Source organism: Mesorhizobium loti CJ3sym (genome assembly GCF_000472785.1).
Taxonomy (GTDB): Bacteria; Pseudomonadota; Alphaproteobacteria; order Rhizobiales; family Rhizobiaceae; genus Mesorhizobium; species Mesorhizobium loti_E.
The window spans coordinates 76,844-102,739 of the sequence record NZ_AXAL01000007.1; the positions used below are offsets into that span (position 1 = coordinate 76,844).

Annotated in this window: 20 protein-coding genes; 10 read left to right on the forward strand and 10 right to left on the reverse strand. The window is 62.8% G+C overall.

The annotated features are described in order from the left end of the window. The first annotated feature begins 43 nt into the window (after nt 1-43). Genes A3A9_RS0110760 through A3A9_RS0110770 form a run of 3 tightly spaced genes read left to right on the forward strand, consistent with a single transcriptional unit; the run spans nt 44 to nt 2,890 of the window. The gene (locus tag A3A9_RS0110760) at nt 44-970 is read left to right on the forward strand and encodes a carbohydrate ABC transporter permease (protein ID WP_027058792.1); all 927 of its coding nucleotides are present in this window, start codon (nt 44-46) and stop codon (nt 968-970) included. Next, complete coding sequence (locus A3A9_RS0110765) at nt 970-1,818, forward strand: carbohydrate ABC transporter permease (RefSeq protein ID WP_027029187.1); 849 nt, start codon at nt 970-972, stop codon at nt 1,816-1,818. Before A3A9_RS0110760 ends, A3A9_RS0110765 begins: the two co-directional genes overlap by 1 nt. A 4-nt stretch (nt 1,819-1,822) precedes the next feature. After that, nucleotides 1,823-2,890, forward strand: coding sequence for an ABC transporter ATP-binding protein (locus A3A9_RS0110770; RefSeq protein ID WP_027058793.1), 1,068 nt, complete (start codon nt 1,823-1,825; stop codon nt 2,888-2,890). Between the two features lie 105 nt (nt 2,891-2,995). Here the strand turns inward: A3A9_RS0110770 and rpmG are convergent, their stop codons facing one another. From rpmG to A3A9_RS0110810, 8 genes are all read right to left on the reverse strand, one after another. Beyond that, nucleotides 2,996-3,163 carry a 50S ribosomal protein L33 gene (gene rpmG, locus A3A9_RS0110775; RefSeq protein WP_006201775.1) on the reverse strand — a complete coding sequence of 56 codons (168 nt, stop codon included), beginning with the start codon at nt 3,161-3,163 and terminating at the stop codon, nt 2,996-2,998. A gap of 154 nt (nt 3,164-3,317) precedes the next feature. Next, a complete protein-coding gene (locus A3A9_RS0110780; protein WP_027058794.1) occupies nt 3,318-3,776 on the reverse strand; it encodes a hypothetical protein in 459 nt (152 codons plus the stop codon). A gap of 93 nt (nt 3,777-3,869) precedes the next feature. Continuing rightward, nucleotides 3,870-5,048, reverse strand: coding sequence for an MFS transporter (locus A3A9_RS0110785; protein WP_027058795.1), 1,179 nt, complete (start codon nt 5,046-5,048; stop codon nt 3,870-3,872). 78 nt (nt 5,049-5,126) lie between these two features. After that, complete coding sequence (locus tag A3A9_RS0110790; RefSeq protein ID WP_027058796.1) at nt 5,127-5,867, reverse strand: NUDIX hydrolase; 741 nt, start codon at nt 5,865-5,867, stop codon at nt 5,127-5,129. Between the two features lie 73 nt (nt 5,868-5,940). Further along, nucleotides 5,941-6,393, reverse strand: a complete 453-nt coding sequence (locus tag A3A9_RS0110795) for a DUF983 domain-containing protein (RefSeq protein ID WP_027058797.1) — start codon at nt 6,391-6,393, stop codon at nt 5,941-5,943. Continuing rightward, nucleotides 6,393-8,699, reverse strand: a complete 2,307-nt coding sequence (rnr, locus tag A3A9_RS0110800) for a ribonuclease R (protein WP_027058798.1) — start codon at nt 8,697-8,699, stop codon at nt 6,393-6,395. The genes A3A9_RS0110795 and rnr overlap by 1 nt, the downstream gene beginning before the upstream one ends. A gap of 6 nt (nt 8,700-8,705) precedes the next feature. Next, on the reverse strand, nt 8,706-11,342 hold the full coding sequence (gene topA / locus A3A9_RS0110805; RefSeq protein ID WP_027058799.1) for a type I DNA topoisomerase: 2,637 nt from the start codon (nt 11,340-11,342) through the stop codon (nt 8,706-8,708). 367 nt (nt 11,343-11,709) lie between these two features. Continuing rightward, entirely contained in the window at nt 11,710-12,087 is a 378-nt protein-coding gene (locus A3A9_RS0110810; RefSeq protein WP_027058800.1) for a COG4315 family predicted lipoprotein, read from the reverse strand. A 270-nt stretch (nt 12,088-12,357) separates the two neighbouring features. Between A3A9_RS0110810 and A3A9_RS0110815 the strand changes: the two genes are divergently transcribed. After that, on the forward strand, nt 12,358-13,104 hold the full coding sequence (locus tag A3A9_RS0110815; protein WP_027058801.1) for a cytochrome c biogenesis CcdA family protein: 747 nt from the start codon (nt 12,358-12,360) through the stop codon (nt 13,102-13,104). A 438-nt stretch (nt 13,105-13,542) separates the two neighbouring features. Continuing rightward, nucleotides 13,543-14,919 carry a bifunctional UDP-N-acetylglucosamine diphosphorylase/glucosamine-1-phosphate N-acetyltransferase GlmU gene (gene glmU / locus A3A9_RS0110820; RefSeq protein ID WP_027058802.1) on the forward strand — a complete coding sequence of 459 codons (1,377 nt, stop codon included), beginning with the start codon at nt 13,543-13,545 and terminating at the stop codon, nt 14,917-14,919. Between the two features lie 3 nt (nt 14,920-14,922). On the opposite strand, the gene A3A9_RS0110825 is transcribed toward glmU, so the two are convergent. Continuing rightward, the gene (locus A3A9_RS0110825; protein ID WP_027058803.1) at nt 14,923-15,297 is read right to left on the reverse strand and encodes a hypothetical protein; all 375 of its coding nucleotides are present in this window, start codon (nt 15,295-15,297) and stop codon (nt 14,923-14,925) included. A 208-nt stretch (nt 15,298-15,505) separates the two neighbouring features. Between A3A9_RS0110825 and glmS the strand changes: the two genes are divergently transcribed. Both glmS and A3A9_RS0110835 read left to right on the forward strand, forming a co-directional pair. After that, nucleotides 15,506-17,329 (forward strand): glutamine--fructose-6-phosphate transaminase (isomerizing), encoded by a 1,824-nt coding sequence (gene glmS, locus A3A9_RS0110830; protein WP_027058804.1) that lies wholly within the window; start codon nt 15,506-15,508, stop codon nt 17,327-17,329. A gap of 92 nt (nt 17,330-17,421) precedes the next feature. Continuing rightward, entirely contained in the window at nt 17,422-18,174 is a 753-nt protein-coding gene (locus A3A9_RS0110835) for a DUF502 domain-containing protein (RefSeq protein WP_027058805.1), read from the forward strand. On the opposite strand, the gene recG is transcribed toward A3A9_RS0110835, so the two are convergent. Further along, a complete protein-coding gene (recG, locus tag A3A9_RS0110840; protein ID WP_027058806.1) occupies nt 18,126-20,234 on the reverse strand; it encodes an ATP-dependent DNA helicase RecG in 2,109 nt (702 codons plus the stop codon). The two genes, A3A9_RS0110835 and recG, sit on opposite strands and share 49 nt — an antisense overlap. Nucleotides 20,235-20,326: 92 nt before the next feature. On the opposite strand from recG, the gene A3A9_RS0110845 reads away from it, so the two are divergent. The 3 genes from A3A9_RS0110845 to A3A9_RS0110855 all read left to right on the forward strand — a co-directional run bounded on the left by A3A9_RS0110845 (nt 20,327) and on the right by A3A9_RS0110855 (nt 25,788). Next, entirely contained in the window at nt 20,327-20,614 is a 288-nt protein-coding gene (locus A3A9_RS0110845; RefSeq protein ID WP_027058807.1) for a succinate dehydrogenase assembly factor 2, read from the forward strand. A gap of 23 nt (nt 20,615-20,637) precedes the next feature. Next, entirely contained in the window at nt 20,638-24,135 is a 3,498-nt protein-coding gene (mfd, locus tag A3A9_RS0110850; RefSeq protein WP_027058808.1) for a transcription-repair coupling factor, read from the forward strand. Nucleotides 24,136-24,414: 279 nt separating this feature from the next. Next, nucleotides 24,415-25,788, forward strand: a complete 1,374-nt coding sequence (locus A3A9_RS0110855) for a class II 3-deoxy-7-phosphoheptulonate synthase (protein WP_027058809.1) — start codon at nt 24,415-24,417, stop codon at nt 25,786-25,788. Nucleotides 25,789-25,896: the final 108 nt, after the last annotated feature.

A 25,896-nucleotide genomic window follows, 5' to 3' on the forward strand; every position in this document is an offset into this window, starting at 1 on the left:
AGAAGGACGCTATCCCCGACGCCACGGAGCCGATCCAACCCCAATGACCTATGCCGTGTCCGAAATACGATCCGCGGGCAAGCCGCGCCGCAAGCGGCTGTCGCATGCCGCTATCGAGCCCTGGCTCTATCTCAGCCCGGCGATCATCCTGCTGGTCGTGGTGCTGCTTGTGCCACTAGTCATCGGCATCAGTTATTCCTTCCGCAAATTCTCGGCCTTCAAGTCGGCATATGTCGGGCTTGGCCAGTATCAGGCGATGTTTTCGGATCAGGTGCTGGGGCAGGCGCTGGTCAATACGCTGTGGTGGACGGTCGCCAGCCTGTTCTTCCAGTTCTTCCTCGGCCTTGGCCTGGCGCTACTGCTCGACAAGCCGTTCTGGGGCCGCAAGGTGGTGCAGGCCTTGGTGTTCCTGCCTTGGGCGGTGCCGTCCTTCCTGTCGGGCCTGACCTGGGCCTGGCTGTTCAACCCGATCGTTGGTCCGCTGCCGCACTGGCTGTTCGCCTTGGGGCTGAGGGCCGACCCGACCACCAGCATCCTGTCCGATCCGGCCACCGCGATGTGGGGGCCGATCATCGCCAATGTCTGGTTCGGCATCCCGTTCTTCGCCATCACGCTTCTGGCGGCGCTGAAGTCTATCCCGTCCGAACTGCATGAGGCGGCCGCGATCGACGGCGCTTCGCCCTGGCAGCGCTTCACCAAGGTGACGCTGCCGTTCCTGGCGCCGACCATCGCCATCACCGTGATGCTGCGCACCATCTGGATCGCCACTTTCGCTGACCTGATCTTCGTCATGACCGAGGGCGGACCGGCTGGCTCGACCAATACGGTGCCAGTCTACATCTATGTCAGCGCCTTCAAATCGCTGGACAAGGGCTATGCCTCGGCGGTCGCCGTGCTGCTGCTCGTGCTGCTGATTGTCTATGCGATCGCGCTGATCGCCATCCGCCGCTCCCTGGTGAGGCACGTCTGATGATCGCCGGACGCTCAGCCTCGCAACGCTTCTTCGGTGGCATCGGCCTCTACGCGGCAATCGGTGTCTACCTGATCTTCGCCCTGTTCCCGATCTACTGGACACTGAAGATCTCGGTCACGCCGGAGCGGCTGCTTTATTCCGAAGGCGTCACGCTGTGGCCTTCGCACATGACGCTGCAGAATTTCGTCACCGTGCTCGAAGCCACCGATTTCCCACGCTATTTCCTCAACAGCGTCATCGTCTCGGTGTCGACGGCGGCCCTGGTGACGGTGATCGCCACACTCGCCGGCTACGCCATGTCGCGCTTCACCTTTCGCGGCAAGGCGACGCTGGCGCTGATGCTGCTTCTGACCCAGACGTTCCCACTGGTGATGGTCATTCCGCCGATCTACCGTGTGATGGGTGAGATCGGCCTGATCAACAGCCTGACCGGGCTGATCATCATCTACACCGCCTTCAACACCGCATTCGCCACCTTCCTGATGCAGTCCTTCTTCGATGGCATCCCGAAGGACCTGGAAGAGGCGGCGATGATCGACGGCTGTACCCGTGCACAGGCGATGCGCAAGGTGATCGTGCCGCTGACGCTGCCCGGCATGGGTGCGACGCTTGGCTTCGTCTTCACCGCCGCCTGGAGCGAGCTTCTGTTCGCGCTGATGCTGATTTCCAGCGACGACCAGAAGACTTTTGCTGTCGGCCTGCTCACCTTCATCGGCAAGTTCGCCGTCGACTGGGGGCAGATGATGGCGGCGTCGATCCTGGCGCTGATCCCGGTCTGCATCTTCTTCGCTTTCCTGCAACGCTATCTCGTCACCGGCCTGACCGCCGGCGCCGTCAAAGGATAGATCGATGGCCTCTGTTACGCTCGAAAAGGTCCGCAAGGATTATGGTGCCGTCCGCGTCCTGCACGCGGTCGACCTTGAAATCGCCGACGGCGAATTCGTCGTCCTTGTTGGCCCGTCCGGCTGCGGGAAATCGACGCTGCTGCGCATGATAGCCGGGCTGGAGGAAGCCTCCGGCGGCGAGATCCGCATCGGCGAGCGGCTGGTCAATGACGTGGCACCCAAGGACCGCGACATCGCCATGGTGTTCCAGTCCTATGCGCTCTATCCGCATATGGACGTGTCGAAGAATATGGGCTTCAGCCTGCTTTTGAAGAAGGCGGAGAAGACGACGATCGACGCCAGGGTGGACGGTGCGGCCAAGCGGCTGGGCCTGGACACGTATCTTCAGCGCCTGCCGCGGCAACTGTCCGGCGGCCAGCGCCAGCGCGTTGCCATGGGCCGCGCCATCGTACGCGATCCCAAGGTTTTTCTCTTCGACGAGCCGCTGTCGAACCTCGACGCCAAGCTGCGCGTGCATATGCGCGCCGAGATCAAGGCGCTGCATCAGCAGTTGAAGACCACCTCGGTCTACGTCACGCACGACCAGATCGAGGCGATGACCATGGCCGACCGCATCGTCGTCATGCATGACGGGCTGATCCAGCAGGTCGGCGCGCCGCTCGATCTCTATGACCGCCCGGCCAATATGTTCGTGGCCGGCTTCATCGGCTCACCCGGCATGAATTTCCTGCCGGCGACGGTTCGCAAGGGTGCCACTTCGGAGGCCGTGCTGGCTGACGGCCAGGCGCTGAAATTACCGGACGGCCTGCCGCTCGGGGATGGCGACGCAATCACCATCGGTCTGCGGCCCGAGCATATAAGGCTGGCCGATGACGGCGCCCTGCAGGGCGAGGTGGGGGTGGTGGAGCCGCTCGGGCTCTCGACGCAGTTCTACGTCAAACTGGCCAATCAGCAGCTGTGCGTCTTTGCCATGGGCCGTGCCGGCGTGAAGCCTGGCGATATCGTGCGGCTGTCGGCCGATCCGGCCTCGCTGCATCTGTTCGACCCGAAAAGCGGCGATCGCATCGGCTGACGAAATTCAGCCGGGGCTGACAGAACGCGGCCCGCAGCTTCTGCCTCGCAAACTAAAACGCCGCCCAGTGGGCGGCGTTTCGGCATTCCAGAGGGAAAACCCAGATTACTTGATCTTGGTTTCCTTGAATTCGACGTGCTTCTTGGCGACCGGATCGTACTTGCGGAACGACAGCTTGTCGGTCTTGGTACGGCTGTTCTTGCTGGTCACGTAGAAGAAACCGGTGTCGGCGGTCGACAGAAGCTTGATCTTGATGTTTGCGGCTTTGGCCATGATCTCAGTCCGTTATGTTCGTGGGGTTTTGGCCGCTGGAGCACGGGAAAACACCCGGACGCGGGAAACTTGGCGCGACACATAAAGAACGTGCCTGGAAAGTCAAGCCCAGTGGACCTGATGCGGCCCGCCCGGGCTATGAATTACGCGTAAATTAGACGGTTTCCGCCTCAGGCGCCGCAACCTTCTTCCAGTCTCCGGTCGTGTTCCACCAGCGATTCGGATTGGCGCGGTCGTCCAGCCCCTTGGAGCGGCTGGCGAGGATCGGCTGGATGCGGATCACCGGCTCCTGGTAGGAATGGGCCTGGAAAATCGCCTCGACGACCCGGCTTGCCAACGCCTGGTCGTCAGGCAGTTCGAATGAAACCTCGACCGTGCCCGGGCGGCGGCGCAATTCGGTTTCGGCGCCGGCCGCGGCCCCTTCAAGCGGCCTGTAGCGCTCGATGCCGTGTGCCGACTGATAAGCGTTGCGGTCATATTTGCCCATGGCCAGCGGGGCAATCGCAACCACCGCGTCCATGATGCGGTCGACATCGGCAGCCGGGGCCTGGAAGGTCACTAGCAGCAGGAGCGTCATTCGCAGGGATGTGGTTTCAAAACCGCTGTCGATCATGGGAGTGTCCTCAACTTCCGATGTTTTTGGGACACTCTTCTAACCCAGCGCTGCTGACACGGTTCTGTCAGCAGCGGTCGCTATGTCGAAAGGTCAAAGCAGAATCTTGCGGACGAGCCTGACGCCGACCAGCGCCATATAGGCGGCGAAGAACAGGCCGAGCGACCAGCCGAAACCGGACGGCCCGAACGCATCCATGCCGATGCCGATCGCCTGCGGACCGAGCACCATGCCGACGCCGTAGCAGAGCACGAAGGCGGCGTTGGCGGATGCCAGTTCATGGCCGGAAAGCTGCGACCCGAGATGCGCAAGGCCGATCGTGTACATGGCAGCGACCACGCCGCCCCAGACGAACAGGAGGGCGGCCATCAAGTGCCAGTTCGATGCGAAGAAGGGCATGAAGATCGTGCCGGCAAGGCCGACGGTAGCGCAAGCGAGCAAAAGATAGCGGCGGTCGCTGACGCGGTCGCTGATCATGCCGATCGGGATCTGCAACAGCACGTTGCCGAGACCGATCATGGTCAGCAGCAATGCCGCGTCGGCCTCCGAATAGCCGATGCGGTTGCCGTAGATGGGAAATAGCGCGAACCCGCCGGTTTCGACCGCGCCGAACACCAGCACGGCCGCGGTAGCCGATGGCACCAGCCAGATGTAGCGCAGGAAATTGCTGGTTTCGCCATCGGCCACGATGGTCGGGCTTTCGTTGCGCGCGGCCAGCACCGGTATCGCGGCCAGCGTCACCAATCCTATGATGACGCCGAACGGCCTGAAGCCGGAACTGCCGAGATGGGCGAAGATCCACGGTCCCGCTGCAAAACCGAGCGACAAGACAGTGGCGTAGATGCCGAGGACAAGGCCGCGGCGCTGCGGCGGCGCCGACGTGCTGATCCAGAATTCAGACAGGATGAACAGCACCGTCAGCGCGATGTGCAGCACGATGCGGAGTGGAAACCACATCCAGAAATCGGGCGCGAAATGGAAGCCGACAAAGGCCAGCGCGCCGGCGGCAATCATGGCGACCATGGTCCAGGCGACGCCGAAGCGCATGGCGAGCGGCGTGGCGAGCGGCGCACCGGCGATCGAGGCCAGGCCGGCGACGGCCGTGTTGAGGCCGATCATCGAGGCCGAATGGCCGCGTGTTTCCAGGATGACGCTGAGCAGCGGCATGCCGAGGCCAATGGCGATGCCGACGACGCTGATCGACGAGATCGCCGCCACCATCGGCAGCCAGTGTACGCGTTCGTCGCCCTGTGGTTGGGTATCGACCGTCATGGGATGCTGAATACTCTATCTGTTTGATCTTACGCAATTCCGGGTGGAAAACCGCGTCACACTTTTCCTGGAATTGCTCTACAGAAGTTCGCGGGTGAAGCGGTTGCGGACAAGCCGGTAGAAGGGCACGGGACCGCCCGGACGCAGCAGTGGATCATGGGCGAGGCGCTTTTCCAGCTCGTCCAGGATCATTCGGGTGATGTCGGGTATGTCGGCTTCCCTGGCCTTGGCAAGCGGCAACCAGACCAGTTCCTCGAGCTCGTTGGTCGGGCCGCCATCAGGCAGTTCGACGGCGACATCGCTGCGCCAGGCGCTGAAGAAGCGGGTGTCGAAGCGGCGCACCCGGTTGGGCGGCGTGATGGCGCGCGCGATGAAACGCAGCGTTTCGAGTGAAGGTCTTACGCCGTGTTCGACAAAACCTTGCCAATCTCGCTTGTCGGTCGCAAAGGCGGCTTTCTGACCGATCAGCAGCCCGGCTTCCTCATAGGTTTCGCGGATTGCGGACAGCGCGACAGCCCGGGCTCGCGCAGCACTTGTGCGGCCGGGACCCGCAAGCAGCTTCGCTTCCTCATCGCGATGCAATGCGGTGGCTGTCGCGATGCGGCTGTCGGCCGGATCGGTGCGGCCGCCAGGAAACACGAATTTTCCAGGCATGAAAGCGTGGCCGGCGTGACGGCGCCCCATGAGCACCAGCACGTCATCGCCCTTGCGGTCGAGCAGAATCAGCGTCGCGGCGTCGCGCGGACGCAGAGGCCGGCCGCTATGTGCGGCAAGACCCTTGTCGAGCTTGTCGACGGCCGCCTTGGTCATTGCTTCCATGCGCTGGACCTAGCGGAAACTTCTTGCAAACGAAAGTGGCCTTCCACGGTCGGTATGTTGCGCCAGCGGCGCTTCAGGCGCCGTGGTGGGACTCGGTCCCATCCTTTTCGCCACCGAAGCCGTGCATATAGAAGGCCCATTGCAGTCCGATGACGGCGCCTTTGACAGGCTGCAGCAGCGCAATCGACAAAACGATGGTCAGCGGCACCCAGATGAGGATGTGCTGCAAGGTGGACAGGTCGGATGTCGCCTCCACGCCCATAAAGGCGCCAAGGACGATGTGGCCGACGATGACGATGACCAGATAGGCCGGCAGGTCGTCGGCGCGATGGTGGTGGATTTCCTCGCCGCAGACGCTGCAGGTCTCGACGGTCTTGGTGAAGCCGCGAAACAGCTTGCCTTCGCCGCAGTTCGGGCAGCGGCCCAAAAGGCCGCGTTTCATCGCCGTCCACAGGGGGCGGGCAACCCGGCCCGTCTGATGTTCGCCGCCGAAAACCTGTTCTTGTATCCCTAATTCTTTTGGCATCACCGTCTCCTGCCGCGCGAACCCGGTCGCGATTGCGACGCACGGGCGCGGCCCTTGGCCTTGTGAAACGACTTGCTGGAGCCTGGCAGGGGCTTCGGGTCGGTCAACATCTCGAAGCGCATCGCGCCGGCCATTGGTGCCACCTCGATGAGCCGAACCTCGACGCGGTCCGCGAGCTGGTAGCCTTTGCCCGTGCGTTCTCCGAACAGGGAGCGAGCCGTTTCGTCGTATATATAGTAATCGCCGCCCAGAGTTGACACCGGGATGAAGCCATCTGCGCCAAACTGCGGCAATTGGACAAAAAGTCCTGATTTGGTGACGCCGGAAATGCGGGCGTCGAACCGGTCGTCGACGCGCTCGGCGAGATAGGCGGCGATCAGCCGGTCGACCGTGTCGCGCTCGGCCGCCATGGCGCGCCGCTCCGTGCCGGAGATCAGCACTGCAACGTCTTCGAGCCGTGCCTCCTCATCCTGCGTCAGACCGCCCGGACCGAGGCCGAGTGCGGCGATAAGCCCGCGATGCACGATCAGGTCGGCGTAGCGGCGGATCGGCGAGGTGAAATGCGCGTAGCGCTTCAGGTTGAGGCCGAAATGGCCGATGTTCTTCGGCGAGTATTCAGCCTGGCTCTGCGAACGCAGCACCACCTCGTTGACCAGCGCCTCATTGTCGGCGCCACGCACGCGTTCCAGGATGCCGTTGAACTGAGCGGGCCGCATCTGCGCGCCGCGCGCCAGCGACAGGCCAAGCGTCTGCAGGAACTCGCGCAGCGATTCCTGCTTGGCGAGCGACGGCGCGTCGTGAACGCGGTAGACCAGCGCCTGCTTCTTCGTCTCCAGCGTCTCGGCGGCGGCGACATTGGCCTGGATCATGAATTCTTCGATCAGCTTGTGGGCATCGAGCCGCTCCGGCACGATGACGCGGTCGACCGTGCCATCCGGCTTGAGCAGGATCTTGCGCTCCGGCAGGTCGAGTTCGAGCGGCTGGCGACCGTCGCGACCACGTTTCAGGATCGCATAGGCATCCCAGAGCGGCTTCAGCACCGTGTCGAGGATCGGGCCGGTCTTGTCGTCAGGCATTCCGTCGATCGCCGCCTGTGCCTGCGGGTAAGCAAGCTTCGCCGCGGATTTCATCATCACGCGGTGGAAGGAGTGCCTGATCTTGCGGCCATCGGCGGAGAAGGTCATGCGCACCGCCAGCGCCGGGCGATCCTGGCCTTCGCGCAGCGAGCAGAGATCGTTGGAGATGCGCTCGGGCAGCATCGGCACGACGCGGTCCGGGAAATAGACCGAATTGCCGCGCTTCAGCGCTTCGCGGTCCAGTGCCGTGCCATAGCGGACATAGGCCGCGACATCGGCGATCGCGACGGTGGCGATCACGCCGCCCGGGTTCTTTTCGTCGAGGTCGGGCGTGGCGAAGACGGCGTCGTCATGATCCTTGGCGTCGGCCGGATCGATGGTGACCAGCGGCAGGTCGCGCCAGTCTTCGCGATGATCCATCGTCGCTGGCTTGACGGCTTCGGATTCGGCGATGACGTCGGCCGGGAAGATGTGCGGAATGTCGTGGGCGTGGATGGCGATCATCGAGACCGCCTTTTCGCTGGTCAGCGAACCCAGCACGTTGAGCACCTTGGCTCTCGGCAACCCAAAGCGGGAGGCGCGCGCGGGCTCGACTTCGACCAGATCGCCATTTTTGGCGCCGTTCTGGAATTCCTTGTCGACGATCAGCTCGGGCTGGCGCCGTTCCACCGGCTCGATGCGGAATGTGCCGTCCTGGAGGATGCGGAAGACGCCGAGCACGGCATCGGTCCGCTTCTCGAAAATCTTCATCACCCGGCCGGTATAGGCGGGGCCGGTCGGCTCATCGGTCGGGAAGGTCTTGGCCAGCACGCGGTCGCCAATGCCCGGCGCCGGGCTGTTGCCGCTGCGCGATACGCGGATCGAGACCACGGGCGGTTCGCCGGGGCCGACGGCCTCGGCGGGATGCGCCAGCAAGATGCCATCGCCGTCGCGGCCAAAAATGTCGAGCACGGCGACGTGGGGCAGGGCGCCGACGCGGGCCAGCCGCTTGCGCTCCTTGGTGAGCACGCCCTCGTCCTGCAGGTCGCGCAGGAGATCCTTCAGCCAGATGCGGTCGTCGCCGCGCAGTGCGAACGCCTTGGCGATGTCGCGCTTTCCGGCACGGTCGGGATTTTCGGCGATGTAGCGCAGGATTTCGTCACGCGAGGGCTTATAGTCATCCTTGACCTTGGCTCTCGTGTCGGCGGTGCGTGGATCGCCGTGGCTTCGTCCGGTGATCCTGCGCGCCACTCTGTCCTACCCTTTTTTCTTCGCTGCCGGCTTCTTTGAAGCCGGTTTTTTTGCGGCTGCCTTCTTGGCTGCCGGCGCCTTGGCCGCCGCTGCCTTGCGGAACGGCTTCTTGCCACCGCCGCCCTTGGCTTCCTTCTCGGCAATCAGCGCCAGCGCATCCTCGATCGTCACCGACTGCGGATCCTTGCCTTTCGGCAGCGTGGCGTTGACCTTGCCGAAATTGACGTAAGGCCCGTATTTGCCGTCGCGCACGACGATCTTGCCGCCGCCATCGGGATGGTCGCCAAGCTCCTTGAGCGCAGCGGCAGTGCCGCCATTACGGCCGCCCTTGCCCTTCGACTGCTTCTCGGCAATCACCGTGACGGCGCGGTTGAGGCCGATGGAGAACACATCCTCGATGCTTTCAAGATTGGCGTAGGTGCCATCATGCAGCACGAACGGGCCGTAACGGCCGAGCCCTGCCGAGATCATCTTGGAAGTTTCTGGATGCTTGCCGATATCGCGCGGCAGCGCCAGCAGGGCCAGCGCCTTCTCATGGTCGATCGACTCGGGTGTCCAGCCCTTGGGCAGGCTGGAGCGCTTGGCTTCCTTGCCGTCGCCGCGCTGTAGATAGGGGCCGAAGCGGCCCGAGCGCAGCGTGATTTCCTCTGCCGTGTAAGGATCCTTGCCAAGCACCTTGGTGCCGTCGTCGCCGCCGCCATTCTCGCCATTCGGGTTGGCGGCGTCGCCGAGCTGGCGGGTAAACGAGCATTCGGGATAGTTCGAGCAGCCGACAAAGGCGCCGAACTTGCCGAGCTTCAGCGACAGATTGCCCGAGCCGCATTTCGGGCAGATGCGTGGATTGGAGCCATCCTCACGCGTCGGGAACACCAGAGGCGCGAGTTCTTCATTCAGCGCATCGAGGACGTCGGTGACGCGCAGTTCCTTGATGTCGGCGACAGCGCCGGAAAAATCCTTCCAGAAGTCGCGCAGCACGTCCTTCCAGGCGAGCTTGCCGTCGGAAATCTCGTCGAGCTTTTCCTCGAGCGAGGCGGTGAAGTCATATTCGACATAGCGCTCGAAGAAGCTTTCCAGGAAGGCGGACAACAGGCGGCCCTTGGCCTGCGGCACCAGTCGGCGCTTGTCGATGGTGACGTAGTCGCGGTCTTCCAGCGTCTTCAGGATCGCGGTGTAGGTCGACGGGCGGCCGATACCGAGCTCTTCCAGCTTCTTGATCAGCGACGCCTCGGAATAGCGCGGCGGCGGCTCGGTGGTGTGCTGGGTGGCGTTGATTGCGTTGCGGGCAAGCCGCTCGCCGGCGCGGATTTCGGGCAAACGACGGTTTTCCTCGTCTTCCGCGTCGTCGTCCTTCTGGTCGGTGTAGGCGGCGATGAAGCCGTCGAAGCGAACGACTGAACCCACCGCACGCAGTTCCGCGGTGCGGGCGCCGTTTACGGCTTCGATCTCGACGGTGGTACGCTCGATCTCGGCCGATTGCATCTGGCTGGCGATGGCGCGTTTCCAGATCAACTCATAGAGCCGCATCTGGTCGGAATCGAGATATTGCCGGACCGATGCCGGACTGCGCATGAAATCCGTCGGTCGGATCGCTTCGTGCGCTTCCTGGGCGTTCTTGGCCTTGGCGGTGTATTGGCGTGGCTTTTCCGGCAGATATTTCGGGCCGAACTCCTTGGCGATGGCGTCGCGGGCTGCGTCGATCGCCTCGGGCGCCATCTGCACGCCGTCGGTTCGCATATAGGTGATCAGGCCGGTGGTCTCGCCGCCGATCTCCATACCTTCATAGAGCCGCTGCGCCACCTGCATGGTCCGCGTGGCGGAGAAGCCCAGCCCCGACGAGGCGGCCTGCTGCAGCGTCGAGGTGGTGAAGGGCGGACCGGGATTGCGCCTGGTCGGCTTGGCTTCGACGGACAGCGCCTTGAAGGTGGCGCCTTCGAGCATCGTCTTGATGTCGTCGGCCTGGGCCTTGTTGGCAATGTCGAGCTTTTGCAGCTTCTTGCGCTCGAACGCAGTCAGCCGTGCCTCGAAAGTGTCGTTGCGCGGGGTGCCGAGCAGAGCTGATATCTGCCAATATTCCTCGCGGATGAAGCGTTCGATTTCGGATTCGCGGTCGCAGACGAGGCGAAGCGCCACCGACTGGACGCGGCCGGCGGAGCGGGCGCCCGGCAGCTTGCGCCACAGCACCGGCGACAGCGTAAAGCCGACGAGATAGTCGAGCGCGCGGCGGGCGAGATAGGCATCGACCAGCGGCGCATCGATCTGGCGCGGATTGGCCATCGCCTCCAGCACAGACGACTTGGTGATGGCGTTGAAAACGACACGGCTGACCGGCTTGTCCTTCAGCACGCGCTTCTGCTTCAGCACTTCCAGCACATGCCAGGAAATCGCTTCGCCCTCGCGATCCGGATCGGTGGCGAGGATCAGGCCGTCGGCATCCTTGACCGCGTTGGCGATGTCGGAGAGGCGCTTGCCCGAGGCAGTGTCGACCGCCCAGGACATGGCGAAGTCCTCGTCAGGACGCACGGAGCCATCCTTGGCCGGCAAATCGCGGACGTGGCCGAACGAGGCCAGAACCTTATAGTTCTTGCCGAGATACTTATTGATTGTCTTCGCCTTGGCCGGCGATTCGACGACGACGACGTCCATGAGGTCTCATTATCAGCTGTGATGCGGCAGAAGAATTCCGCTGCGCGCGACGAAATCTCGGTTCTGTATGTCGCTCACATGGCCGCGCTTTCGCATCCGGTCAAGGGGAAGCGCCCAAATTGCGGGGCACTCCGCAGCAATACACTCTTAGAGTGTATGTAGAAAATCACAGAATTTTGGCTTTGAGGAGGATGGCACGGAGCCGGCGGAAACAGCCCGTTTCATGTTCGGCGAGTCGATGCGTTCCACCACACACAGGACAGCGACCAGATATCACCCTCTCTCAAAAAACCGGCCGCCGGCTGCACGGAGGGTGCCCGGCGACCAGTTGATATCCCACCTAGTAAGCGGGAATAGGCTTCCAGGCTCAGTCGGCCTTGACGATGTGCCAGACGTCGGCGACACCGTCGCCGGTCACGTCGCCAGCCTTCTTGTCCTTGATGAAGGTGTAGACCGGCTTGCCGTCATAAGCCCACATCTTGGTGCCGTCGGTGCGGTCGACAACGCTCCATTCGTCGTCGGCCTTGGCGCCGGCCTCGGCCTTCAGCGGCGGCCAGTTGGTGGCGCATTTGTCGTAGCAGTTGGTCTTGCCCTTCTCGTCCTTATCATAGGTGTAAAGCGTCATGCCGTTGGCGTCGGTGTAGATCTTGGTGCCATTGACCTCGGCTTCCTTCCACGCCTCGGCGGCGAAGGAGGCGGCGGTGCTGAGCAAAAGCGCGGCCAGCCCTACGGTTATGGTCTTCATGGAAATCTCCCTGGCTGATACTTGGAGACGCGCGGGAAATCGCGGTCTCGTTGTGTCAACGCCTGGCGGTCGCGGTATCTTCCCGAGAGGATTGGGAATCGATCGCCGGCAGGCCGGTAACAATTCTCCTGTTCCGGTCGTACTTGGATGGTGGCGCAGCGGGATTCCCGGCCAGTTCGATTGCCGGACAGCGACTGGTTGCCACACATTGGTGATTGGCGCACAGGCCAGAGCGCCGCTATATCGTCGCCAAACAGTCGGAGCTTTGGAATGGCATTGGACATCGGCTATGTCAGCGCGGTCGGAGCGGGCGCCATCTCGTTCCTGTCGCCATGCGTGCTGCCGCTGGTGCCGCCCTATCTCTGCTATATGGCTGGCGTGTCGGTCGACGATTTTCGCGGCAATGCGGGTGCAACGGCAAGGCAGGGCGCACGCGGTGCGCTGCTTTACTCTTCTATCGCCTTCGTGCTCGGCTTCTCCACAGTGTTCGTGGCGCTCGGCGCCGGCGCCTCGACCATCGGCCGGCTGCTGCGCGTCTGGCAGGAACCGCTGGCGATGGGCGCCGGCGTGCTGATCATCCTGATGGGCCTGAATTTCCTCGGCATATTGCGCATTCCGCTGCTGTCGCGCGAGGCGCGCTTTCAGTCGCAGGGCAAGCCGGCCAGCGCCGTCGCCGCCTATGTCATGGGCCTCGCCTTCGCCTTCGGCTGGACGCCGTGCATCGGCCCGGTGCTGGGGCCGATCCTGACGCTGGCCGGCGGCCGTGAAACGGTGGGCGAGGGCGCGCTGCTGCTCGCCGCCTATTCGCTCGGCCTCGGCATTCCGTTCCTGATCGCCGCTTTGTTCTCAGGCGCCTTCATGCGCTTCCTCGGCAAATTCCGCGTCCATCTCGGCCGCGTCGAAAAGGCCATCGGCGCGCTGCTGGTTGTCGCCGGCGTGTTTTTCCTGACCGGTGGTGTGCAGACGGTGTCTTACTGGCTGCTGGAGAATTTTCCGGTGCTGGGACGGCTGGGGTAGAGCTATTGGTCGCCGTCATTGTAATTGCTGGACGATCCCCGCCTTGTCACGGAATTCAATATAAAAAAGCAAGCGACCGCGCCGGCTAAAGCGCATACGGGAACCAATATGAAGGCGTGTTCCAAGAAACCTGAAACATTTGAGTTTGACACTGAAATGAATGATAGGCCCAAGCCTACGACTGCGCCAACAAAGATGCAGGCTAACAGGCCGAAGGCGGCAACAACTAATTTAGATAAAACCTCCATGCATCTACCTTTTACGATGCGGAAATTTTTTGTAACAATGCCGACCAAACATTTATTTTGAATAAATCGACAAGATGGCGTCGTGCTTTAGCCCCTGCACTCAATCGCATCGGAATTTAACCGCATTGGTGCAGCATGGCGCCGCTGCTAGCATGATTTGATTCCCAACCCCTTAATACGGTTGCCTCCCATGAGCCAGAGATCCTGCCTGTCCGTTATCCTCGCCGCCGGTGAAGGCACGCGCATGAAGAGCGCGCTGCCGAAGGTGCTGCACCAGATCGCCGGGCTGCCGATGGTCGCTCATGTGGTGCTGGCAGCCGAAGCCGCCGGCGCCAGCGGCCAGGCGCTGGTGATTGGCCATGGCGCCGATGAGATGCGCAAGGCGGCGGCGAAGTTTGCGCCGAAGGCCGAGACCTTCGTACAGGAAAACCGGCTTGGTACAGCGCATGCGGTTCTTGCTGCTCGCGAAGCGATATCAAAGAGTTATGACGACGTCCTCGTGATGTTCGGCGACACGCCGCTGATCGATGCGGATGCCCTGACGGTGGCGCGGTTGAGGTTGGCGGAAGGTGCGGCTGTCGTTGTGATCGGCTTCCGCCCGCCCAATCCGACCGGCTATGGCCGGCTGATCGAAAAGGATGGCAAGCTGATTGCCATCCGCGAGGAGAAGGACTGCAGTGCTGAGGAGAGAAAGATCGGCTTCTGCAATGCCGGCATGATGGCGGTGGCCGGGGCGCAGGCGCTGAAGCTGCTCGACGCTGTGGGCAACAAGAATGCCAAGGGCGAGTATTATCTGACTGACATTGTCGAGATCGCCAGCGCCCGGGGGCTCGACGTCGTTGCCACCGAAGCCAGTTTCGAAAGTGCGCTCGGCATCAACAACCGCGCCGAACTCGCGCAGGCCGAGGCCATCTGGCAGGCACGGCGCCGGCAGGAGGCAATGTTGTCGGGCGTGACATTGATTGCGCCGGAAACCGTTTATTTCTCGCACGATACCGAAATTGGCGCCGACACGATCGTCGAGCCGAATGTCTGGTTTGGTCCGGGCGTGAAGATCGCGACAGGCGCCAAGATTCACGCCTTCAGCCATATCGAAGGCGCAACCATTGCGTCCAATTGCGATGTCGGTCCGTTCGCGCGGCTTCGCCCGGGCGCCGACCTCAAGCAGAAAGCCAAGGTCGGTAATTTCTGCGAGGTCAAGCAGGCCGTCATCGAGGAGGGCGCCAAGGTCAACCATTTGACCTATATCGGCGATGCCCGCGTTGGCGCAGGCGCCAATATCGGCGCCGGCACCATCACCTGCAACTATGACGGCTATTCGAAATTCTTCACCGACATCGGCGAGGGCGCCTTTGTCGGTTCGAACTCCTCGCTGGTGGCGCCGGTTTCGATCGGCAAGGGCGGTTACATCGCGTCCGGCAGCGTCATCACCGAAAGCGTGCCCGACGATGCGCTGGCCTTTGGCCGCGCTCGCCAGAAGACGATCCCCGGCAAGGGCAAGGAATTGCGCGAGCGGTTTGCGTCGGCCGCGGCGGCGAAGAAAAAGGCGGCTGGGGCAGACCACTAACGGTCAGCCGGCCGCCGTATCCCGACCGAAAGTGGCGGTCACCTCGATCTTGCCGACGATTGCCTTGTTGAAATCATTGAGGTCTTCGGCGGGTATCCAGTATTCCAAATGCGCCTTGCTGCCGGCATGCTCGACCCTGTAGCGGTTGAGAAAGCTTTTCAGCACATCGAACCGGGTGACGAAGCCCGCGCCGCTGGCCGGTACGTTCCAGTCGCGGGCGATCTGCGTCGCATAGGCTTCGGAGAGAACCGGATAGAAGATCGGCTGTTCGGGCAGGCGCGGCGGGAATTCGCGCATTGCCGATGCCTCGATCAGTTTCAGCTCTTCAGGCCCGACCGGACGCCAGAGTGTGACGGTTGGTGGTGTGGTTTCATTCATGCTCGAAGCTTAGCCAAATATTGCCGGAACGAGAACAGGATCGCCGAAAACCGAACAATTGCAGTAACCGGATTGCAAGAGCGGTCTGTCATGATGCATGCGTTCAGAAGCGTCCATTACAACGGACGAAATGCAATGTGATTTTCGCGGCGGGCCGGCCATCCCTAAATAAGCGCTGGTTTTGCATGGGGAATCGGGGACTGTCTGCATGTGCGGTATCGTTGGAATTGTCGGCCATTCGCAGGTTGCGCCGCTTATCGTCGATGCGCTGAAGCGATTGGAATATCGCGGCTATGACTCGGCCGGCGTCGCCACCATCGAGAAGGGGCAGCTCGGCCGCCGCCGTGCTGAAGGCAAGCTGGTCAATCTCGAACGCCGCCTCAAGGACGAGCCGCTCGACGGCACGATCGGCATCGGCCACACCCGCTGGGCGACGCATGGCGTGCCCAACGAGACCAACGCGCATCCGCATTTTTCCAATGGCGTCGCCATCGTCCATAACGGCATCATCGAGAATTTCGCCGAACTGCGCGACGAACTGATCCGCGACGGCTATTCCTTCTCGTCGCAGACCGATACCGAGGTCGTCGCTCATCTGGTGGCGCGGGAACTGGCCAAGGGGCTGGAGCCGGTCGAAGCCGCGCACCAGGCACTGAAGCGGCTGGAAGGCGCCTTTGCGCTGGCCATCATGTTCCAGGGCGACGAGGACCTGATCGTCGGCGCCCGCAACGGCCCGCCTTTGGCTGTCGGCCATGGCGACGGCGAGATGTTTCTGGGCTCGGACGCCATCGCGCTGGCGCCGTTCACCAATTCGATCACCTATCTCGAAGACGGCGACTGGGCGGTGGTGCGCCGCAAGGGTGTCACCATCTTCGACATCGATGGCAAAAAGGTCGAGCGCAGGCGCCAGCAGTCGCTCTCGACCAGCTTCATGGTCGACAAGGGCAACCGTCGCCATTTCATGGAGAAGGAAATCCATGAACAGCCTGAAGTGATCTCGCACACGCTGGCCCATTACGTCGATTTCGTCTCCGGCGTCTCGAAGCCGCTCGACCTGCCATTCGACTTTGCCAAGATCGGCCGGCTGGCAATCTCGGCTTGCGGCACCGCTTATCTCGCCGGCCTGATCGGCAAATACTGGTTCGAGCGCTATGCGCGGCTACCGGTCGATATCGATGTCGCCTCGGAGTTCCGCTATCGCGAAATGCCGCTTTCGGCCAATGATGCCGCTTTCTTCATCTCGCAATCGGGTGAGACCGCCGACACGCTGGCCTCGCTGCGCTACTGCCGCAAGGCCGGCATGAAGATCGGCGCCATCGTCAATGTGCGCGAATCGACGATGGCGCGCGAATCCGACGTCGTGCTGCCGACACTGGCCGGGCCGGAGATCGGCGTCGCCTCGACCAAGGCCTTTACCTGCCAGCTCTCGGTTTTGGCGTCTCTGGCCGTGCGCGCCGGCGTGGCGCGCGGCACTGTTTCCAAGGACCAGGAAAAGACCCTGGTGCGCGCGCTTTCGGAAGCGCCGCGCTATGCCAACCAGGTGCTCAAGCTTGAAGAGCAGATCGAGCGGATCGCGCGCGAACTCTCGCGCTACAAGGACGTGCTCTATCTCGGCCGCGACACCAATTTCCCGCTCGCCATGGAAGGCGCGCTCAAACTCAAGGAAATCTCCTACATCCATGCCGAAGGCTATGCGGCGGGCGAATTGAAGCACGGGCCTATCGCGCTGATCGACGAGAACATGCCGGTCATCGTGATTGCGCCGCATGACCGCATTTTCGAGAAAACCGTGTCCAACATGCAGGAAGTGGCGGCGCGCGGCGGCAAGATCATCCTGATCACCGACAGCAAAGGCGCGGCACAGGTGAGCGTGAAGACGATGGAGACGATCATCCTGCCGGATGTGCCGGAGATCATCTCGCCGATCATCTATGCGCTGCCGATCCAGATGCTGGCCTACTTCGCCGCCGTGTTCATGGGCACCGACGTCGACCAGCCGCGCAATCTGGCGAAGTCGGTGACGGTGGAGTAGGCGGGTCAAACACGCACCTTTTAAAAACTTCGCAGTTTCAAACCTCCTTCCAGTTCACTATGTTGCGCTGCAACCCGCGCCCCCGGTGAACCATGTCCGATGCTCCGAAGACCTCCGGCATGACCCGGCTGAGGAACTATTTCCTCACAGGCTTCATCGTCTGCGCGCCGCTGGCGATCACCGCCTATATCGCCTGGTCGTTCATCGGCTGGGTCGATTCCTGGGTAAAGCCATACATTCCAGCACGTTACAGTCCCGACACCTATTTGCCGTTTCCGGTTCCGGGGTTCGGGCTGATCGTCGCGCTGATCCTGATCACGCTGATCGGTTTTCTCACCGCCAACATCGTCGGCCGCGCCATTGTCGGTTTCGGCGATCGCCTGCTTGGCCGGATGCCGCTGGTGCGCGGCATCTATGGTTCACTGAAGCAGATTTTCGAGACCGTGCTGTCGAACAAGGGCGACATGTTCCGCCAGGTCGGACTGGTCGAATATCCGCGCAAGGGCGTTTGGTCGCTGGTGTTCGTCGCCAGCGAGAAGGAAACCGAGATAAACCAGAAGCTCGACCAGGAAGGCGATCCGCTGATCGCCGTGTTCATGCCTTGCACGCCAAACCCGACGACCGGCTTCCTGATGTATGTGCTGAAATCCGACATTGTGCTGCTCGACATGACGATCGAAGAGGGCGCCAAGCTGATCGTGTCGGCCGGGCTGGTGGCGCCCGAGGTGAAAAGCAAGATGGTGACGCTGAATGGCGAGCCGATCAACGGAACGGTCGCCAATCCGCCGCTAGGGCCTCATCCGGCGCGCAAGAGCCGCACGGCCTCGTCGCGGCCGAACAAATAGAGCAGCAGGCGCAGCGCCTCGCCACGATCGGATTGCAGTTCCGGGTCGCGCGACAGGATCAGCCTAGCGTCATCGCGGGCGGCCTCCAGCAGATCGGCATGCGCCTCGATGCGCGCCACCTGGAACCCCGGCGTACCGGACTGGCGAGTGCCCAAAAGCTCGCCTTCGCCGCGCAGTTTGAGGTCTTCCTCGGCAATCAAAAAACCGTCCTCGGTTTCGCGCATGACAGAAAGCCGGCGTTTTGCCGTCTCGCCGAGCGGATCCTTGTAGAGCAGCACACAGGATGAAGGTTTATCGCCGCGTCCGACCCGGCCGCGCAACTGGTGCAGTTGCGCCATGCCAAAACGCTCGGCATGTTCGATGACCATGACGGTGGCGTCCGGCACGTCGACGCCGACCTCGATGACCGTTGTGGCGATCAGGATGCGGGTCTCGCCCTCTTTGAAGGCGCGCATCGCCTCGTCCTTCTCGGCACCCTTCATGCGGCCATGGACAAGGCCGATGCGGTCGCCGAACAGCGGCTTCAGCGAAGCAAAGCGATCCTCGGCCGACATCAGCTTGATCTCTTCGGACTCCTCAACCAGCGGACAGATCCAGTAGATCTTCTGGCCGCCGGCGACGGCATCCTCCATACGGGCGACCAACTCGTCGAGCCGTTCCAGCGGCAAGGTGACGGTGCGGATCGGCTGGCGGCCGGCCGGCTTCTCCGTCAGTTTCGACACGTCCATGTCGCCAAAGGCGGTCAGCACCAACGTGCGCGGGATCGGCGTGGCGGTCATCACCAGCATGTCGGGCGCATCACCCTTGGCGGTGATGGCCAGCCGCTGGTGAACGCCGAAGCGATGCTGCTCGTCGATGACGGCGAAGACGAGGTCGCGAAAGGTCACCGTCTCCTGAAACAGCGCGTGGGTGCCGACGACGATGTCGATCTCGCCGCTGGCCAGGCCGGCGAGAGTTTCGGTGCGCTCGCGGCCTTTTTCCCGGCCGGTCAGGATGGCGATCTGCAACCCAACCTTGGCGGCAAGCGGTGTGATCGTCGCCAGGTGCTGGCGCGCCAGGATTTCGGTCGGCGCCATCAACGCCGCCTGGCCGCCGGCTTCGACGGCGCGCGCCATGGCAAGCAGCGCGACCACCGTCTTGCCGGAGCCGACATCGCCCTGCAACAGCCGCAGCATGCGTTCGGGGTCGGCGAGGTCGGCATTGATTTCGGCCAGCGCGAATTCTTGGCTCGATGTCAGCGAATAGGGAAGGGCGGCGCGCAGTTTCTCGACGAGGCGGCCGTCGCCGACCAGCGGACGGCCGGACAGACGGTGGACCTTTGCCCGCACCAGCGCCAGCGAGACCTGGCCGGCCAGCAACTCGTCATAGGCAAGACGCCGCCATGCCGCGCCGTCGATCGAAACATCGATCGGGTCCGCCGGATTGTGGATGCGGGTGAGCGCGTCGGCAAAGGTGGGAAAAGTCTGGCGGCGCATGAAGGCGCCGTCCTGCCATTCGGGCAGTTCAGGCAAGCGCGCCAGTGCCTGGCCTATAGCTCGGCGCAGCACCTTGCCTGAGAGGCCTGCGGTGAGCGGATAGACCGGTTCGACCAGCGGCAGGTTTTCGGCATCGCTGGCCAGCGCGATATGGTCGGGGTGGACCATGGTCGGGCGGCCGTTGAACCATTCCATGCGGCCCGAGACCACGACATGCTCGCCCACGGGCATTGCCTTTTCGAGATAGGCGGCATGCGCATGGAAAAAGGTCAGGCCGATTTCACCCGTATCGTCATGGGCATAGACCCTGTAGGGCACCGATCTGTTGCCGCGCGGCGGCGGCTGGCGGCGGTCGATGCGCACATCGAGCGTGACGATCTGGCCTTCCGCGGAACCTGCAATGCCTGGCCGGCTGCGGCGGTCGATGACGGTGTGCGGCAGCACGAACAGAAGATCGCCCGCGCGCGCGGCGCGATCACCGAGATCGGCTACGACCACCTTCTCGATCAGCGCGCCGACCTTCGGCCCAATGCCGGCAAGCGAAGTGATCGGGACAAACAGTGGATCGAGGATGGAAGGGCGCATGATGTCAGCTTATGTCGCGACGGCCTCAGCGCAAGGCTGACAGCACCCTCTATCCACGCTATATGCGCCGCAGCAAGTGAGGATGCGGCACAATGACCGGAACGAAACGATCAAGCGAGGGGCTGGATATCAGGCGCCGCAAGCTCTTGTTCCGCTCCTGGCATCGCGGCATGCGCGAGATGGACCTCATCCTCGGCACCTTCGCCGACGCCGAGATTGCTGCCTTGACCGACGAGGAAATCGACCAATATGAGAGGCTCCTCGACATCACCGACACCGAATTTCTGCCGCTGGTCACGGGCGAACGCCCGGCGCCTTCTGATATCGATTGTGCCGTCCTGCAAAAGATCCTGGCGTCCCGCCGGACCATGACATTCTGAACGAAAACCAAGACCGTGATTTGATGAGCCTCATTCCCACCATTGGCCTGCCGAAAGGCCGTGCCGGCCAGTTCATCGTCGACGGTGTCGCCGACGGCTATGAAGCCTTCGCGCTGGTGCAGGCGGCACTCGAGATCGCTCCCGACAAGCCGGTGCTGTTCGTGGCGCGTGATGGCCAACGATTGCCGGCCATCATCGAGGCGCTGTCCTTTGCTGCCCCCGGCCTGCCGGTGCTGGAACTGCCGGCCTGGGATTGCCTACCCTATGACCGCGTCTCGCCCGGTTCGGATGCGGCCGCCAAGCGCCTCGATGCGCTGACCGCGATGATCGCATTGGCGAAGAAGCCGCACCGCGCCGTCATCCTCACCACCGCCAATGCGCTGCTGCAGCGCATTCCGCCGGCCGATTTGGTCGAAACGCAGACGTTTCATGCCAGGCCCGGCAACCAGATCGACATGAACGCGCTGGTGTCGCGGCTGGAAACGTCCGGTTTCGAGCGGGTGCCGACGGTGCGCGGCATCGGCGAATTCGCGGTGCGTGGCGGCATTCTCGACCTCTTCGCGCCGGGCTGGACCGAGGCGCTTCGGCTCGACTTCTTCGGCGATACGCTGGAATCGATCCGCGTCTTTGATGCCGCCACCCAGCGTACCATCGGCCAGCGCAAGTCGATGGCGCTGCAGGCGATGAGCGAAGTGGCGTTGACGCCGGAAACCATCAGCCGCTTCCGTCGCTCCTATATCGAAGCCTTCGGCGCTCCCCAGCGCGATGACGGGCTCTACGCGGCGGTGAGCGAGGGCAGGCGGTTCGCCGGCATGGAACACTGGCTGCCGTTCTTCTACGATCGGCTGGAGACGGTGTTCGACTATCTGCCGGATACGCCTGTCATTTTCGACCATCTGGCGCATGAGGCGCTGGCCGAGCGCCACACGCTGATCCTCGATCACTATGAGGCGCGCAAGAAGCAGGCCGACGCCGCATTGAAGGATGCCGTGCCCTACAAGCCGGTGGCGCCCGACCTGCTTTATCTCTCGCCGGAAAACCTGATCGCCTCGCTCGGGCCGCGTGAAGCGATCGATTTCACGCCTTTCGATGCGCCGGATGCCGGCGCGAAAAAGGTCTACCACGCCGGCTCCCGCCATGGCCGCAGCTTTGTCGAGGAGCGCGCCGACCCGAACGTCAACGTCTTCGATGTCGTCGTCAGGCATATCGCCGATGAGCGCGCCGCGCGCCGCCGCGTCGTCATCGCCGGCTGGACAGAGGGTTCGCTCGACCGCCTGGGCCAGATCCTGGCTGAACATCATCTCGGCAATCTCAAGCCGGTCGAAACACTGGCCGAAGCCGAAAGGCTCGAGCCGGGGCAGGCGGCATTGGCCGTGCTGCCGCTCGAATCCGGTTTCGAAACGGAAAAACTGGTCGTTGTTGCCGAACAGGATATTTTGGGCGACCGGCTGATCCGGCGTTCGAAGCGCAAGAAGCGCGCCTCCGACTTCATTGCCGAAGCCTCGGCCCTGTCGGCTGGCGATATCGTTGTCCATGCCGACCACGGCATCGGTCGCTTCATTGGCCTGCGCACCATTGAAGCGGTCGGTGCGCCGCATGATTGCCTTGAGATTCACTATGCCGGCGACGACCGGCTGTTCCTGCCGGTGGAAAACATCGAGCTTCTGTCGCGCTACGGCTCGGATTCCGCCGAGGCGACGCTGGACAAGCTGGGGGGCGGCGCCTGGCAGTCACGCAAGGCGAAACTGAAGAAGCGCCTGCTCGACATGGCCGGGCAACTGATCCGCATTGCCGCCGAGCGGCAGATGCGCGCCGCACCTGCGCTGGTGCCGGCCGAAGGCCTTTATGACGAGTTCTCGGCCCGTTTCCCCTATGAGGAGACCGACGATCAGCAGAGCGCGATCGACTCGGTCAGGGACGATCTTGGCGCCGGCAAGCCAATGGATCGGCTGATCTGCGGCGATGTCGGCTTCGGCAAGACCGAAGTGGCGCTGCGCGCCGCCTTCATCGCGGCCATGGAAGGGTTCCAGGTTGCCGTGGTGGTGCCGACGACGCTGTTGTCGCGCCAGCATTTCAAGACATTTTCGCAGCGCTTTTCCGGCCTGCCGATCCGGGTTGGCCAGGCCTCGCGGCTGGTTGGCGCCAAGGAATTGGCCGAAACCAAGAAAGGCATCGCCGAAGGCCAGGTCGATATCGTCATCGGCACCCATGCGCTGCTCGGTTCCGCGATCTCGTTCAAAAATCTCGGCCTGCTGATCATCGATGAGGAGCAGCACTTTGGCGTCAAGCACAAGGAGCGGCTGAAGGACCTCAAGACCGACGTGCATGTGCTGACGCTGTCGGCGACGCCGATCCCGCGTACGCTGCAACTGGCACTGACGGGTGTGCGCGAATTGTCGCTGATCGCGACGCCACCGGTCGACCGCATGGCGGTGCGCACCTTCATCTCGCCCTTCGATCCGCTTGTCATTCGCGAGACGCTGCTGCGCGAACGCTATCGCGGCGGGCATTCCTTCTATGTCGTTCCGCGCATCAGTGATCTCGCGGAAATCCATGATTTCCTGAGGGAATCGGTTCCTGAGCTGAAAGTCGCCGTGGCCCACGGCCAGATGCCGCCGGGCGAACTCGACGACATCATGAATGCCTTCTATGACGGCCAGTACGATGTGCTGCTGTCGACCACCATTGTCGAATCCGGCCTCGACATCCCAACGGCCAACACGTTGATCATCCATCGCGCCGACATGTTCGGCCTGTCGCAGCTCTACCAGCTGCGCGGCCGTGTCGGCCGCTCAAAGGTGCGCGCCTATGCGCTGTTCACGCTGCCGGCCAACCGAAAGCTGACTGACACGGCCGAGCGCCGTCTGAAGGTGCTGCAGTCGCTCGACACGTTGGGCGCCGGCTTCCAGCTCGCCAGCCATGATCTTGATATAAGGGGCGCCGGCAATCTTCTGGGCGAAGAACAGTCCGGTCATATCAAGGAGGTCGGTTTCGAACTCTACCAGCAGATGCTGGAGGAGGCCGTGGCCGAGGTGAAGGATTCCGGCGAGGTCCAGGATGGCGGCTGGTCGCCGCAGATCGCCGTCGGCACGGCGGTGATGATCCCGGAAAGCTATGTGCCCGACCTGCAACTGCGGCTGGCGCTGTACCGCCGCCTTGGCGATCTCGAAAACACCGAGGAGATCGACGCTTTCGGCGCCGAACTGATCGACCGGTTCGGCCCGCTGCCGGACGAGGTGAAGCATCTCCTGAAGATCGTCTTCATCAAGGCGCTCTGCCGCAAGGCCAATGTCGAAAAACTCGATGCCGGGCCGAAGGGCGTCGTCATCCATTTCCGCAAGCGCGAGTTCTCCAACCCGGTCGGGTTGGTCAAATTCATCGGCGAGCAGGGTTCACTGGCCAAGATCCGGCCGGACCACAGCGTCGTCTTCACCCGCGACTGGCCAACGCCAGAGAAGCGGCTGGCGGGCTCGGCGGTGGTCATGACGCAACTGGCACGGCTGGTGGAGAAGGCGGCCTGAGGTGCATTGATATTCAGGTGATGCCGGCCTGCAAATGCCGGTTTCCTGCGCTTCCGGTGCTCACGGACCCAAATGTCCGCTCCGCTCCGGTTCTCGGCACCCACCATTTTCGGCTCGGCCTGACCTGAATCTCTACGCACTCTGCACGGCTTGTGCATTCGCCAGTGCTGAAATTCCAGTCTAGAATAGGAAATCGGCTTCGTGTATGGAGCCGCCAACCCATATAGGGGCGGAAATGGCGGGCGAGGGTGCTCGCCGGAAAGAGTGTTGGGTGCAGCGATGACGAAATGGTCGCCGAATTCGTGGAGAGCAAAGCCGATCAAGCAGGTTCCTGCCTATCCGGACCTTGCCGCGCTGAAGAGCACGGAAGCCCAGCTTGCCACCTTTCCACCGCTGGTTTTTGCCGGCGAGGCGCGCAAGCTGAAGAAGCAGCTGGCGGCTGTCGCAAACGGCGACGCCTTCCTGCTCCAGGGCGGCGACTGCGCCGAGAGTTTTGCCGAGCACGGTGCCGACAACATCCGCGACTTCTTCCGCGTCTTCCTGCAGATGTCGGTCGTATTGACCTTCGCCGGCGCACAGCCGGTGGTGAAGGTCGGCCGCGTCGCCGGTCAGTTCGCCAAGCCGCGCTCGTCCGACAACGAGACCAAGGGCGAGGTGACACTGCCGAGCTATCGCGGCGACATCATCAACGGCATCGAGTTCGACGCCAAGTCGCGCATTCCCGATCCAGCACGCCAGGAGATGGCGTACCGCCAGTCGGCGGCGACGCTCAACCTTCTGCGCGCGTTCGCGCAGGGTGGCTACGCCAGCCTGGAGAATGTGCACCGCTGGATGCTCGGCTTCGTCGCCGACAGCCCGCAAGGTGAGAAATACGGCGCGCTTGCCAACCGCATCACCGAGACGATGGACTTCATGAAGGCCGTCGGCATCACCTCGGAAACCAACTATGCGCTGCGCGAGACCGATTTCTACACCAGCCACGAGGCGCTGCTGCTCGGCTATGAGGAAGCGTTGACCCGCGTCGATTCGACCTCTGGCGACTGGTACGCTACCTCAGGCCACATGATCTGGATCGGCGACCGCACCCGTCAGCCCGATCACGCCCATGTCGAATATTGCCGCGGCATCAAGAACCCGCTCGGCCTGAAATGCGGCCCGTCGTTGACCGCTGACGGCTTGCTGGAGCTGATCGACCTGCTCAACCCGGAGAACGAGCCCGGCCGGCTGACGCTGATCGCCCGCTTTGGCTCCGACAAGGTCGCCGATCATTTGCCGAAGCTGGTGCGCGCGGTGCAGAAGGAAGGCCGCAGTGTCGTCTGGTCGTCGGACCCGATGCATGGCAACACCATCGAAGCCGCCGGCTACAAGACGCGGCCGTTCGACCGCATCCTGAAGGAGGTGCAGACCTTCTTTGAAGTGCATCGCGCTGAAGGCACGCATCCGGGCGGCATCCATGTCGAGATGACCGGCAAGAACGTGACCGAGTGCACGGGAGGCGCGCGTGCCATCACGGCCGAGGAATTGCAGGACCGCTACCACACGCATTGCGACCCGCGTCTCAACGCCGACCAGGCGATCGAACTGGCGTTCCTGGTGTCGGATCTCTTGAAGAAGAGCCATCCGGTCCAGCACAAGCAGGCTGTGAACGGCTGATTTCAGCTTCTATCGGAATTGAAAAGCGCTGGAGAAATCCGGCGCTTTTTAGCGGCTGTTCAGCGCCAGATTAGCTGACGCGCCGGCGACACTGGGACCGGCAAGACG

Excerpts from the sequence above, each read along its gene's own strand:
- rpmG (WP_006201775.1), bottom strand. The coding sequence starts at position 3,163 with ATGGCCAAAGCCGCAAACATCAAGATCAAGCTTCTGTCGACCGCCGAC.
- topA (WP_027058799.1), bottom strand. The coding sequence starts at position 11,342 with ATGGACGTCGTCGTCGTCGAATCGCCGGCCAAGGCGAAGACAATCAAT.
- A3A9_RS0110780 (WP_027058794.1), bottom strand. The coding sequence starts at position 3,776 with ATGATCGACAGCGGTTTTGAAACCACATCCCTGCGAATGACGCTCCTG.
- A3A9_RS0110795 (WP_027058797.1), bottom strand. The coding sequence starts at position 6,393 with ATGCCAAAAGAATTAGGGATACAAGAACAGGTTTTCGGCGGCGAACAT.
- A3A9_RS0110845 (WP_027058807.1), top strand. The coding sequence starts at position 20,327 with ATGACCGGAACGAAACGATCAAGCGAGGGGCTGGATATCAGGCGCCGC.
- A3A9_RS0110785 (WP_027058795.1), bottom strand. The coding sequence starts at position 5,048 with ATGACGGTCGATACCCAACCACAGGGCGACGAACGCGTACACTGGCTG.
- glmU (WP_027058802.1), top strand. The coding sequence starts at position 13,543 with ATGAGCCAGAGATCCTGCCTGTCCGTTATCCTCGCCGCCGGTGAAGGC.
- A3A9_RS0110835 (WP_027058805.1), top strand. The coding sequence starts at position 17,422 with ATGTCCGATGCTCCGAAGACCTCCGGCATGACCCGGCTGAGGAACTAT.
- recG (WP_027058806.1), bottom strand. The coding sequence starts at position 20,234 with ATGCGCCCTTCCATCCTCGATCCACTGTTTGTCCCGATCACTTCGCTT.
- A3A9_RS0110825 (WP_027058803.1), bottom strand. The coding sequence starts at position 15,297 with ATGAATGAAACCACACCACCAACCGTCACACTCTGGCGTCCGGTCGGG.
- A3A9_RS0110810 (WP_027058800.1), bottom strand. The coding sequence starts at position 12,087 with ATGAAGACCATAACCGTAGGGCTGGCCGCGCTTTTGCTCAGCACCGCC.
- A3A9_RS0110855 (WP_027058809.1), top strand. The coding sequence starts at position 24,415 with ATGACGAAATGGTCGCCGAATTCGTGGAGAGCAAAGCCGATCAAGCAG.
- glmS (WP_027058804.1), top strand. The coding sequence starts at position 15,506 with ATGTGCGGTATCGTTGGAATTGTCGGCCATTCGCAGGTTGCGCCGCTT.
- A3A9_RS0110760 (WP_027058792.1), top strand. The coding sequence starts at position 44 with ATGACCTATGCCGTGTCCGAAATACGATCCGCGGGCAAGCCGCGCCGC.
- A3A9_RS0110770 (WP_027058793.1), top strand. The coding sequence starts at position 1,823 with ATGGCCTCTGTTACGCTCGAAAAGGTCCGCAAGGATTATGGTGCCGTC.
- A3A9_RS0110815 (WP_027058801.1), top strand. The coding sequence starts at position 12,358 with ATGGCATTGGACATCGGCTATGTCAGCGCGGTCGGAGCGGGCGCCATC.
- A3A9_RS0110790 (WP_027058796.1), bottom strand. The coding sequence starts at position 5,867 with ATGGAAGCAATGACCAAGGCGGCCGTCGACAAGCTCGACAAGGGTCTT.
- A3A9_RS0110765 (WP_027029187.1), top strand. The coding sequence starts at position 970 with ATGATCGCCGGACGCTCAGCCTCGCAACGCTTCTTCGGTGGCATCGGC.
- mfd (WP_027058808.1), top strand. The coding sequence starts at position 20,638 with ATGAGCCTCATTCCCACCATTGGCCTGCCGAAAGGCCGTGCCGGCCAG.